General features: G+C 63.1%; 5 protein-coding genes and 2 pseudogenes. 6 read left to right on the forward strand and 1 reads right to left on the reverse strand.

Features of this window, described 5'->3' with window-relative positions:
• Positions 1-4: 4 nt before the first annotated feature.
• From eccCa to AAHS21_RS09770, 3 genes are all read left to right on the forward strand, one after another.
• Positions 5-4,084 (forward strand): type VII secretion protein EccCa, encoded by a 4,080-nt coding sequence (eccCa, locus tag AAHS21_RS09760; RefSeq protein ID WP_342927456.1) that lies wholly within the window; start codon positions 5-7, stop codon positions 4,082-4,084.
• A 183-nt stretch (positions 4,085-4,267) separates the two neighbouring features.
• Complete coding sequence (locus AAHS21_RS09765) at positions 4,268-4,579, forward strand: PE family protein (RefSeq protein ID WP_342927457.1); 312 nt, start codon at positions 4,268-4,270, stop codon at positions 4,577-4,579.
• A gap of 9 nt (positions 4,580-4,588) precedes the next feature.
• Positions 4,589-5,800 carry a PPE domain-containing protein gene (locus AAHS21_RS09770; protein ID WP_342927458.1) on the forward strand — a complete coding sequence of 404 codons (1,212 nt, stop codon included), beginning with the start codon at positions 4,589-4,591 and terminating at the stop codon, positions 5,798-5,800.
• A 1,126-nt stretch (positions 5,801-6,926) separates the two neighbouring features.
• Here AAHS21_RS09770 and AAHS21_RS09775 read toward each other — a convergent pair.
• A pseudogene (locus AAHS21_RS09775) lies at positions 6,927-7,760 on the reverse strand (serine/threonine-protein kinase); the annotation flags it as partial.
• Between the two features lie 77 nt (positions 7,761-7,837).
• On the opposite strand from AAHS21_RS09775, the pseudogene AAHS21_RS09780 reads away from it, so the two are divergent.
• The 3 genes and pseudogenes from AAHS21_RS09780 to AAHS21_RS09790 all read left to right on the forward strand — a co-directional run.
• Positions 7,838-8,662 (forward strand): annotated as a pseudogene (locus AAHS21_RS09780) (serine/threonine-protein kinase); the annotation flags it as partial.
• Positions 8,663-9,869: 1,207 nt separating this feature from the next.
• Positions 9,870-11,627, forward strand: coding sequence for a serine/threonine-protein kinase PknH/PknJ (locus tag AAHS21_RS09785; protein ID WP_342927459.1), 1,758 nt, complete (start codon positions 9,870-9,872; stop codon positions 11,625-11,627).
• 259 nt (positions 11,628-11,886) lie between these two features.
• Positions 11,887-12,453 carry a sensor domain-containing protein gene (locus AAHS21_RS09790; protein WP_342927460.1) on the forward strand — a complete coding sequence of 189 codons (567 nt, stop codon included), beginning with the start codon at positions 11,887-11,889 and terminating at the stop codon, positions 12,451-12,453.
• Positions 12,454-12,458 lie beyond the last annotated feature (5 nt).

Consider the following 12,458-nt stretch of genomic DNA (forward strand, 5'->3'; position numbering starts at 1 on the left):
AACGATGTCCAAACGAGGTTTCGTCCGCGGCCGCCGTAAGCCCGCGCCGAGTGTTCCACCGGTGCGTATTGCCGTCGCCGCACCCCTGGCATTGCCCGAGCGTGAGCCCCGCAACATCCTGCTGATGATCGCGGTTCCCGCGTTGCTCGTCGGGATCATCGGCACGCTGGTGGTGATGTACGCGTCGGGGATTCGATCCCTGCAGTCGGGCTTCTTCCCGATGATCGGTCTGGTTGGGTTCGGCACGCTGATGTTCAGCGGGCGGTTGGGACGCGGCCGCCGAATCAGTTGGGGTGAACAAGAAAAGCAACGCCGGGCCTACCTGCGTCAGCTCGACGAGGACCGCGACGAAGTGCAACGCGCCGCTCAGGATCAGCGACGCAGCCAGTTGTTCGTACATGGCGATCCGCAGAAGCTCGACACCGTGATCGGTGGGCCGCGGATGTGGGAGCGGCGCCCCGCGGACCCGGACTTCCTCGACGTCCGGCTGGGGATCGGGATTCAGCAAGCCAGCGAATCCGCGGTGTCACTGCAGTGGCCCGACGTTCCGATCGGTGAAGAACTCGAACCCGTAACCGGTGGTGCGCTAAGGGATTTCATTCTCGAGCAGAGCAAGATCCGCGGAATCGGCAAGGTGCTGAGCCTGCGGTCCAAACCCGGCTTCAGCTTCGTCGGCGATGATCCGGGCGAACTGCACAGCCTGGCCCGTTCGATGCTTTGCTCGCTGGCCGTCTATCACAGCCCCAGCGATCTCAAAGTCATGGTGGTCACCCGCCACCCCGAGTTGTGGTCATGGCTGGTGTGGCTGCCGCACAACCAGCACGACGAGATGTTCGACGCCTGCGGACTGCGGCGATTGATCTTCACCTCTCCGACCGAACTGGAAGAGGCGCTCGACGCCGAGCTGCACCGCAAGGGCCGCGGACCGTGGACACCGCCGGTCGGCATGAGTCCGACATCCATGCCATCGCCGATCGAGTCCAGCCCCGGTCTGGCGCTGGGACCGCACTGGGTGATTGTCGACGACAATGTCGGCACCCCCGAGCAATGGGAGGGCGTAACCGGGCAGAAGGGCATGGCCGGTATCACGGTGTTGCGGTTGGCCACCCGGGCCGGTCTCGGCGTCGGATTCAGCGACGACAGTGAGCGTTTCGCGCTGCGGGAAGGCAGGCTGATCCATCGCGGCACGTTTTACGCCGTCGCGGACATGCTCGCCGAAAGCACCGCCAACCGGTACGCGCGGGCACTTGCCCGCTGGTCCCCGATGAGCGCCGGAGACCTGTCGGAAACCGACAGCCAAGGCGGTGAATTGTTGCGCGCGCTGGGCATCAGCGACCCCCGCGAACTCGACGTCGACCGACTCTGGGGCGAGAGCCGCGGTCGCGGCGACCACAAATGGGCGATGATGCCCGTGGGTGTCAAGCAAGGCGGTGAGCTGCAACAGATTATCCTGCGCGCCAAAGACTTTGGCGGTTTCGGGTTTCACTCGGTGGTGATCGGGACATCCGGTTCCGGCAAATCGGAATACTTCCTGTCGCTATGCACCGGGATCGCGTTGACGCACTCCCCCGAGACGTTCATCGTGATTTTCGTCGACATGAAGTTCGAATCCGCGGCCCAGGATTTACAGGGGTTCCCCCACGTCGCGGGTTCGCTGTCCAACCTGGGCAAGGACGACCGTCATCTGGCCGAGCGCATGCGCAAGGCCGTCAACGGTGAGATCGCGCGGCGCTACCGCCTTTTCAACCAAGCCGGTGCCCGCGACGCCAACGAGTACGAGGAAATGCGCCTCGCCGGCCGCGACCTGGAGCCCGTACCGATTCTGCTGGTGATCATCGACGAATACCTCGAATTGTTCATTCATCATCCGGAATGGATCGATCTGGTCATCCACATCGGGCAAGAGGGCCGCGGCTGTAATGTCTTCTTCACCCTCGGCGGCCAGCGGCTGGATCTGTCGTCGCTCAGTAAGGTTAAGAGCAACATCGCTTTTCGGGTGGCCCTGCGTGCGGAGACCGCGGAGGACTCCCGCGACGTGATCGGTAGCGACGCGGCCCTGCATCTGCCGTCCAAGGAGAACGGCTACGCCCTGCTCAAGGTGGGGCCACGCGACCTCGAGCAGTTCCGGTGCTTCTATGTGTCCGCCCCATTCGTGGTACCAAAGCGGGCGGTGAACGTGAATAAGACTGTGGCGATGAGCTTTTCGCAGCCACGTGCGCTCACCTGGGCCTACCAGCCGCTCAGTGAAGCCGACAGCGAAGCGTTGGCCGTCGCGGACGAGCCCGAGGAGCCCGACGAATTCCTGTTCCACTCCGACGGGTTCCGGAAGAAGAAGCTGGTCGATGTGATCCGCGAGTCGCTGATGTCGCACAGCGCGCGTCCGCCTCACCAAATATGGCTGCCGCCTTTGGAAGTCAGTGAGACGATGGACGTGCTGGTGGCGAGCTGGCGGCGCAAGCCGTGGTACGTCGACTACGGCGACAACCCCGGTCTGGTGTTCCCGGTCGGCGTCGTCGACATCCCCGAAGACCACGCGCAGCGGGTGCACGCGATCGACGCCGAGATGGACAACATCATGGTGGTGGCGACCGCCCAGCGCGGCAAATCGACCACGCTGATGTCCCTGATCACCTCCGCCGCATTGATGTATCGGCCTGAGCGGGTGACGTTCTTCTGCATCGGGGCTTCGCTGTACCCCGTGGAGGAGCTGCCGCACGTGGCATCGGTCGTCAGCCAAACAGACAAGGAAGGCGTCTCGAGGACGGTCGCGTCGATCGAGGGCTTGATCCTCGCGCGCGAGGCAGCGTTCAAGCAGTACCAGATCGACATCTCCGAGTTCCGGGAACGGCGATTCGGCACCGAGCGGGAAGGCGGCACTGATCCGGCCGATAAGTTCGGCGACGTCTTCCTTGTCGTCGACAACTTCAGCGACCTGTATGACAAGGACGCCGCGATGGGAGACCGCGTGGTGTCGATCGCACGCCAGGGCCTCTCGTACGGGGTCCACGTCGCGACGACCGCCACGGCGTGGCTGGTAGGGCAAAAGCAGGCGCTGGTCAACGTGTCGAATGCGCGCATACAGCTGCGGCTGAGCAACCCGGATGAAACCCAGATGGGCGAGGGCCTCGAGCGCCGAAAGGCCGCCCGCAACACGCTGGATCGACCCGGGTTCGGCGTCACCCGCGAGGGCCACGAGTTGCTGGTCGGCGTACCGGAGATCGTCTCAGCCACCGGTGAACGGGTGCCGACCCGGCAACTTGGTGCGGTCATTGCCGAGGTGACCGGCGTCGGCAGGCTGGAGAAGCTGGCGCGGTTGCCCGAACAGATTCAGCTCGCCCAGATCATCGCGGCGTTCGCGGAGACCGATGTGGCGGCCGACCCGTTCAATGTTCCCTTCGCCATCGGCGAAAGTGCTTTGCAGCCAACGTATTTACCGACGCGAACGGTGCCCAGCATGCTGGTGCTGGGCCGCCAGTTGTGCGGCAAGACGACGACCCTGGCTGCCTTCGGTCAGGCGGTCATGAGCCGGTTTAGTCCCGAGCAGGCGCAGATCACGATCATCGACCCGAAGACGTCGCTGATCGGCAAAATTCGGGGACCACACGTACGGGCGTACGCCTACACCGCCGACGACATCGACACCGTCATAGAGGAGTTGGCGGCGCTGATGCGCGACCGGCTTCCTCCCTCCGGTCTGAGTCAAGAAGAGTTGCTGAGCCGCAGCACGTGGGAGGGCCCGCACCATTTCCTTTTGATCGACGACGAGCAGGAACTGCGCCCACACGGAGCGATCGGCAAGGCGGGTGCCAGCGCTCCCTTGTGGGGGCTGATCGAGCGCAGCCGCGAGATAGGCCTGCACGTGATTGCGTCGCGCTTGCCCGGAAACTGGGCCGGGGTCTCGGTGACGAATCCATTCCTGCAGAAGATGACGAGTTCGCGAGCGCCGACCCTATTCATGGACAACGACCCGGCGACGGTAAAGGTGTTCGCCAGGGTCAGCGCCCAGCAGCTACCGCCGGGGCGCGGCCTGCTCGTCACCACCGATGGGGTGATCGAAGGTGTCCTGGTAGGAACACCGGAATAGCCCGAATCCACCGGATCGGCCAGGGGTGCCGAAAAGGTGAATCGACAGCTGCAGAAGACCCCCATAGAATCGGTCCATTCCGCGATGTTTCGACGGACACAACTTGCCTGGTGGGGAGCCAGCCAAAAGGGGGTATACCCCTCACGGTTGAAACCGGGCATTCGCAAATACGGAGGGTCACAAATGAGCGGTCTGTTTGACATGGTGCCGGGTGCAGTCGACTTGTCGGCTGCCACCGAAGGAGCACTCAGCCAGGAGATGGCGGCTACCACGTCGGCCGGCTCGGCAGCGCTGGTTGGTGTGCTGCCGATGGCCCCGGACGCCGATTCCATCGAATTCGCCGCCGCCCTGAACGCAGCCGGTGCGGCCTATCTGGCGACCGCGGCCGAGCACGCCGGGCAACGCGCCGCCTTCGCGGGCGCGCAGGGTCTTGCGTCCGCCACTGGCGTCGGCACCGATGTGGCCAACGCGGCCGCGAGTGCCATCTCCCCTTAAGCAGCCAGTATGGCCGACCCCAGGTTCAACGGTCCACCCGAGATCGTCGCTCAGATCTTCGAGGCGGGCAATCCGGCATCGGTCCTCGCCAATAATGCGGTGTGGGTCACCGAGACCACAAACAACGGAGTCGCGGCAGGTCTTTCCAGCGCCAACGCGGTGGCCACCGCGGCGCATTGGCAGGGCGTGGGCGCGATCGCCTCGATGATGACCTCGACCGGTCTCAACGCCGGCTTGCAAACGCTGATGGGCTGGACCGCCGAGAAGATCGGCGTCACGACGGCCGCGGTCGAGGCATTCATGCTCGCACGGTCCACGGTCGTCCCGTCCGTCGTGTCGACGACCAACCGGTTCGAGTGGGTCGTGCTGGCCCATACCAACTGGTTCGGGCAGAACACCATGCCCATGGGTGAGCGGGACGCGGAGTACTACGGGCACCACTGGCCGACCAACTCGGCCATCGGTTGGGCGTACTCCAGCACGCTGGCCACACTCGTCGCGGCGTTGGCCGTTCCACCACCCCTGGCACCGATGGGCGCCTCACCGGCAGCGCCGGCGGCGGCCGCGTCGGCCGTGGCGCAGGCGGCGGCGCAGAGTGGGATGAATGGCGCGATGCAGGCAGGGAGTCAGGCGACGCAGGGTGCGGGCCAGGCGGCGGCGGCGCCCGCCGAGGGCGGGAGCCAGCTCAGTTCAATGATGCAGCAGCCGCTGCAGATGATCTCCGGCCTGACCGGCCAGCTGCAAGAGGTCGTCAAGGCGCCGATGGATGCGTTCCAGGGGATGGCCAGCATGCCGCAAGGGCTGATGCAGTCGCTGACGGGCGCGTTCTCCTCGGCCGGCGCGGGGAATGCCGGAGCAGCCGGGGCCGCCGCCCAGCCGGCCATGCTGGCCGGAGCGACTAGTCCGCTTGGCGGCGCGGCCGGAGGTGGCGGCGTGGGTGGTGGCGGCGGTTTCCCGGGTGCCGGTATGACCAGCTACACCCGCCCCACCAGCAGCTTCGAGCCCGAAACCGGCGGGCGGCCGACCAGCTTGCGCGCCGGAGTGCTGAATGCGTCCGAGCTGCGCCCGCCTACCTCGCCGACCAGCAGCGGCATGGGTGGCTCGCCGATGCCGATGTCTCCGGCCGGGATGCTCGGGCACGGCAAGGAAGGCCAGGCCGACAAGGACGTCACCCGTGCTCGTGTCGTCGTGGGCGGCGGCGAACCGCCCGACGAGACCTGACGACCTGTCGGGCGGTTCGGAAACCCCTGCCAATAAGCAGTCACGCTCAACGGGCTGGCCCTGCTCGCACCCAGACAGGGGGATCCTTGCTGACGTCCCAGATGCTATTGATGAAGGCTTTCACGTCGTCAGGACGGCGGGACATCCAGAACCCGGTGCCGGTCACCAATACTTGCATGGTCAACGGATCGAAACTGTAGTTCATGTCTGTAAAGCGAACGGGCGTCGGCGTTGTCGGCATGGTGGGCAGGGGGCTGCCGTCCGGCTGATGTGGACAATTGGCAATCGACGGATCCGCAAAACACTGCCGTGTGCGGATGTCTGTGGCGGTATTGATGCTTTCACGACCCGCATCACTTAGGACGACCGAGAGCCGGACCGTAGGTGCTGGCGCATCGGCAGACAGCTTGTCAAGCAGTACCGGTATGGGGGGTGAGGTGATGTCTACAAATCGGTTGGACGACGAAATTTGAAGAACGCCAGGAAAAACGACGATCGAATCTGCACCGTTTGTTGGCACACCCCAGACCGAGACAGCCTTCAGCGACTCATTCTGCACGCCGGGTAGGCCTAGCGGCACGGTGACGGTGGTGATGTCGAGCCGCCACGAGTCCGACTTCTTGTGCATCCAGACACTTGCTTGGGAGGGAGTGTCGCCGAACTGGGCCGCGATGATGGCCCGGTCGGCCGTGGCGCTTTCCGAAACGCCGCCAGATGGTCCGCTAGTAACGGTGGGGCTGGTAATCGGTGCAGCCGCAAGCTCACGCCTTAGCACCGCGGCCGTAAGAAATTGAGTGGATGTCGGCTGACGAGCACCGACTTCCAACGCTGTCGTTGCTTGGCCGCTCGCGAGGGCTTTCAAATATTGCTGCGCCACGACGCGGGCATCTTGATGCACAGCCTCTGCATGCTGACCGCTGCTGGGCGAGTTGATCTTTGGTAGTGCTACGGCCGCGATGACTACTGCAGCTACCAATAGTGCGCACGTGGTTACCGCTACGACGCGTCGTCGGCGCCGCCACGAGCCATCCCCTTCTCTTCCCCCAGCGGTCAGCGGATTCCGCACAGCCACCGGCGCCGGCAATGTCAAGTCGTTATTGCTGAGATGGAATCCCGTCTGACGTGAGATCCGCTCACTCAACGCGTTGGCAAAATCCACACATCGGGCGAACCGGTCGCGCGGATTCTTTGCTAGTGCCAAGGCCAGGACCTCGTCTAGGGAGGCGAGCTCGGGTCGGATCGTGCTAATCCGCGGCGGCGGTTTGGTCAAGTGTGAATTAATGGTCGCGACCGGATTATCGTTCGGGTAAAGCGTTGAGCCGGTGAGCAGGTGGTAAGCGGTTGCGGCAAGCGCATATTGGTCTGCCCGCCCGTCGATGGGGTGGCCCATTAGTTGCTCGGGAGCCGAGTAGGCCGCCGTTCCGACGGTCATGTTTGTCTGCGTAAGCCCGCTGATTTCATCGCGATTGCGGGCAATGCCGAAGTCGGTCAGCAAGACTCGTTGCTTGCCACCTTGTGGGCGGGTCAGCAGAATATTGCCCGGCTTGACGTCGCGGTGCAGCAATCCTTTCTGGTGGGCGTAGTCGAGGGCGCTACCAATGCCGGCTACGATCGCGACTACATCGACGACAGGCATCCCGGATGGGAACGCTTCGCTTAGCAGCTGGCGGGTGTCCATCCCGTCGACGTAGCGCATCGCGATCCACAAATGCCCATCGAATTCGCCCCGGTCATACACGCCCACAATGTGTGGATGCCACAGCGAGGAGGCTAGATCGGCCTCACGGACGAACCGCTCCCGATAGTCGGGTTGATCCGTCAACTGCGCGTTGAGGATCTTAAGGGCATCCTGGCGCGGCAACCTGGGGTGCGCGGCCAGATACACTTCGCCCATCGCGCCGGCCCCCAACAACGAAAAGACGGTATAGCCGGCGAACGAACTACCGCTGATCAACGGCATGGGTGAATACTAGCGACCCGCGTTGCCATTTTGGCGGGAACGCCGCAGGTCAAGAGCCGTCCTTGTAATATGCGCCCATGCCGCCGGAGCTGGGGGAGGATTTCGCGGGATTCACTGTCCTGCGGCTCCTCGGCAGCGGCGGTATGGGGGATGTGTATCTGGTCAAGCACCCTAGGTTGCCCCGCCTGGAGGCGCTGAAAGTGTTGCGTGCCGATATCTCTGCCGATGGAGATTTCCGGGAGCGGTTTGTCCGCGAAGCCGATCTGGCCTCCTCGTTGTGGCATCCGAACCTCGTCGCAGTCCACGACCGCGGCGAGTACGACGGTCAATTGTGGATGTCGATGGATTACGTCGATGGTGCAGATTGTGGCCGCCTGCTCGCTGGGCAATACGGATCGGGCATGCCAGCTGGATGGGTGAGCGCGATTGTCACCGCGATCGCCGATGCGCTTGATGACGCCCATCGGCACGGCCTGCTACATCGTGATATCAAGCCGTCCAACATCATGATCACCAACCCGGATGATCGGAGCGTAACCCGCACACTCTTGACCGATTTCGGGGTTGCCCGCAACGTAGATGATGTAACGGGATTGACCGTCACCAGCATGACGGTCGGAACGGTTGCCTATTCAGCACCAGAACAGTTGATGGGTAACACAATCGATGGGCGGGCTGACCAATACGCGCTGGCAGCGACCGCGCACCACCTGTTCACCGGCGTGTCATTGTTCCCCAACCCCAATGCGGTTGCCGTGATTAGTGCACATCTCACCGCGCCGCCGCCCCGAATCGGCTTGCTGCGCCCTGAATTAGCTGCACTTGACGAGGTGCTGCAGCGCGCGTTGGCGAAAGATCCGCGTCGAAGGTTCGCTTCGTGTACCAAATTCGCCGAAGCGCTGCGAGAGACAATTCCCGGCCGCGCCGACGACCTCACGCCGAGAGGGGCTGCTGGGTTCTCTATCGGGTCACTCAGGCGGGCTCCCCGGAGGAACAGTTTGGTCCCCGGAGGGTTGGCACAGGCCGCCAAACACCGCCTCTCAATGGTTGTTTCACTCCTGACAGCTGCGGCTCTCGTCACGTTGGTCGCGACGTTCGCCGCCAACAAAACTGCCAACGAGGCTGGCCACGCGGAGGCGGGATACCCCGACACTCCGCAGATGGTTGCAGAACGTTACCTCCAGGCCTTGGCGGTCGGCGACGCCCGCACCGCATTGTCTCTCAGCGCTGCCCGGCCGGTCGACGAGCGATTGCTCACCGATCAGGCCCTGCATCGCCAGCTTGCTGCCACGCCGATCAACAACATCGCAGTCCAGAACGAGCCGGGTACGGACCCGGGCCACGCCGGTGACGCGCAGCGGCTCGTCATATCCGCCAATTTCGGTCCAATCCCGTCGCGGACGGTGATTGGGCTGCACAAAGTGCAGGGCCATTGGAAGCTGGACACGACCACAGTCTCGATTGCTATCGGCGACCCGGGCTCTGCTAATGAGTCGCTGAAAGCAGTTGCGATAGACGGTGTTCCGACAGAGGGTACAAGCCCTGTCGAGGTTTTTCCTGGACTCCCGCTGATGTCTTCGGCGAACAAGTTCGTCGACATCCGTGGCGAAACTCAGCCGATGCTCTTAGAGGCGCTCACGGACGGAGCAACCCGCCCGGCAGTTCAACCGATCGTGACCGTCAATGATGCGGGTCGGCAAGCAGTCCAAGCCGCCCTTGAGGTCCGCACCCGCTACTGCTACAGCGGCGGTCGTGTCGCGCCTCCAGAGTGCTGCCCTTGTCTCACACATTCGGTGGACGGCCGGCCATACAGGCCTGAGACGATTCAGGTGGTGCGGCGGGAGGATTCCGTGAATATGAATTACGAGCTCGACCCGAGCCGGATGCTGGTCCACGTCACGGGCATCGTGCAGTACACGTTCAGCGCTGAAGCGACCACTGGGCCCCCAGGCCCTGCGGATTTCCCCATGAATCAGACAGTGAATAGCCTCGTCGACATGAGCAAAGACCCGCCTGTGTACGTCGGAAAAGCATGATCGCGCCGCGCGTAATCGACGAGCACACAGTGGATTCAGCCGTTGACCTTTGTGTTCAACGGGCCCGCGCGCCATGGTGACCATTGGTTCGTTGGTTGCCGGTTATCGCATCGAACGCGTACTTGGCGCCGGCGGCATGGGCGTCGTGTATTTGGCCCGCGATCCGGATCTGCCGCGCAGCGACGCGCTCAAGATCCTATCGCCCGAGCTGTCGCGCGACCCTGATTTCCGTGCTCGATTTCAGCGTGAGGCCGACGTTGCCTCGATGTTGGACCACCCCAACATCGTTGCGATCCGCCGACGGGGTGAGTTTGAGGGCCAGTTGTGGATCGCGATGCAGTACATCGATGGCATTGACGCCGATGCCGCGCTTAACGCGGGTGGGATGACCCCGGCACGCGCCATCCACATCGTGCGCGAGGTGGGCAAGGCGCTCGACTACGCCCACGACCACAATGTGGTCCATCGCGATATCAAACCGGCGAATATCTTATTGTCGACCCATACGACCGCTCGGCATGAACGGGTTCTTTTGGCAGACTTTGGTATTGCCCGAGCGCTCGATAGCACTGGCGGATTGACGAGCGCAGGCGTGGTGCTGGCGACGGTGTCCTATGCTGCGCCTGAAGTTCTCTCGGGCCACCCGTTTGACGGGCGAGCGGACCTGTATTCGCTGGGCTGCACCTTGTTTCGCATGCTTACCGGCAGGACTCCTTTCCCGGCCGACAATGGGATGGCAGCGGTGATGATGGCGCATCTCATGCAGCCGCCGCCGAGAGTCACCGATTTGAACCCGCAGCTTCCGCCACAGCTGGACCAGGTGATCGCCAGAGCGATGGCCAAAGACCCGGGTCACCGCTTCCAGTCCGCGGAGGAACTCGCAGAGGCGACCAGCCGCGCCCTAGACGCCGCGACAACACCTCTCTGGGTACCGCGAAGCCCGGTACCCAGAGAGCACGCAAGTCCCTATACAAGCATCAGTTCTGGTGTCAGTGCCAGCCCTTGGCGGCGGGGTGGTCCGCGCGGCGATATCACCCCTGCCCAGCGATCAGCCCAATATCCACCGCCGCGGTCCCCAAGACTGCCCCCACTCCTTCCGAAGTCTCGTTACCGCATCCGGTTAATGGGCGCCGCGACCGCTGTCCTGGTGGCTGTCGCGGTCGCGGTCATCGCGATAACGGTTAGTCGGCCTGCCCATAATGTCTCTGCGACAACCACTTCCAGTGCTGCGTCCTCATCGCAGGTCCCGGCGCCGACCATACCGGCGTCATTGCTGAGCGGACTGTTACTCTCCGCCGACGAGGCCAGGGCCATCACGTCGGGACCAGCCGTGTGGCCTGGCGCTGTGTCCGACAAGCTATTCAATGACTCGGCGAGCATGTCCGACGGGGATTGTGTCAGCGCATGGTTACCTGCTGAGGTCGGTGTTTACACCGGCACCAGCTGGGATGGCGTTGCGGCGCAAAAGCTTCGGCCGGTAGATGTAGACATTTGGCAGCAGGGCATCGTCCAGGCGGTCGTAGGACTCTCAACGACCGCGTTTGCACAGAAATTTTTCGCCGCCCAGAACGATGCTTGGATGACCTGCAGCGGGCGGTCATTCACCGTCACTCCCCCGAATGTATCGCCACAGCACTGGACCTTCGGAAAGGCGGACATTGTCGACGGCACGCTCGGAATCTCGTTGAAAATGGCCGGCGGTGGCAGCTGTCAGCGAGGTTTGGCGGTCCGCCGCAACGTCGTGATAGACGTGCTTATTTGCGGAAACGACGTGGCCAACTTGGCTGGGACCATCGTGAGCAAGATTGCAGACAAGATTGGCCAGCCTTGAAGCGCGCCGACGGATTCGCTTTCGATGATTCGAGCTGATGCGTGCGCGTCCCGGGCACAATAAATATTGAGCACATAGATGGGGGACCGTACCTATGGGACGCTGGACCTTGGCAGGCGCAGCCGCGGTCGCGATAGTTGTTGTGGGCGGCTGCACCGCCACACTCGAAGGACATCCAGTCAGTGGCACACCCTCGATCGGTCCCGCATCATCGCCATCTACCGGATCTAAGGCGCCAGCTCATGTGCAAGATGCAAATGTGGCGCAACTGTTGCTTAGTCTCGACGAAATCCGCGACATAATGGGCGGCCCGAAGATGGTCGTCGAAAAGACTGTCACGCAACCGGCTGGCCTTGAGGGCGGGACCTTCAAGCCACCGGAATGCATAGGTGCTTATTTCAACGGGATGGCCGCGTCCTACGACGGCAGCGGCATGCGGGCATTCATTGAGCAGGAGACGGATGAACCTCAGCCTCTAAAGCCCGAACATGGCGTCGATCAGGGAGTTTTATCGTTCGCCGATTCGCTCGCCGCCCAAGCATTCGTGGCTAAGTCCGCGGATCAATGGCGCAAATGCAACGGACTCCAGTTCACCGCCGTTTTCTCGGATGGGGCAAGGCGTCCAACGTGGAGGTTCGGCGAGACAAGCGACACAGGCGGAATGATCACCTTGCCTCGGCATGTCGAGGGAACCAAATTCTGGGATTGCTCCCGCGTCATGGCGAGTAAAGCCAACATAGTCATCGACAACCAGATTTGTGATTACGACCTTGGCGATAAGCCGGCAACAATAACTAAGGCGATCATGGACAAGATCCCTAGCTAGCGGCG

Origin of the sequence: Mycobacterium sp. 050272 (assembly GCF_039023525.1) — a bacterium.
In the GTDB taxonomy this organism is placed as follows: domain Bacteria; phylum Actinomycetota; class Actinomycetes; order Mycobacteriales; family Mycobacteriaceae; genus Mycobacterium.

Bases quoted from the DNA above. Each gene is read 5' to 3' on its own strand.
- eccCa (WP_342927456.1), top strand. From the start codon at position 5: ATGTCCAAACGAGGTTTCGTCCGCGGCCGCCGTAAGCCCGCGCCGAGT.
- AAHS21_RS09765 (WP_342927457.1), top strand. From the start codon at position 4,268: ATGAGCGGTCTGTTTGACATGGTGCCGGGTGCAGTCGACTTGTCGGCT.
- AAHS21_RS09770 (WP_342927458.1), top strand. From the start codon at position 4,589: ATGGCCGACCCCAGGTTCAACGGTCCACCCGAGATCGTCGCTCAGATC.
- AAHS21_RS09785 (WP_342927459.1), top strand. From the start codon at position 9,870: ATGGTGACCATTGGTTCGTTGGTTGCCGGTTATCGCATCGAACGCGTA.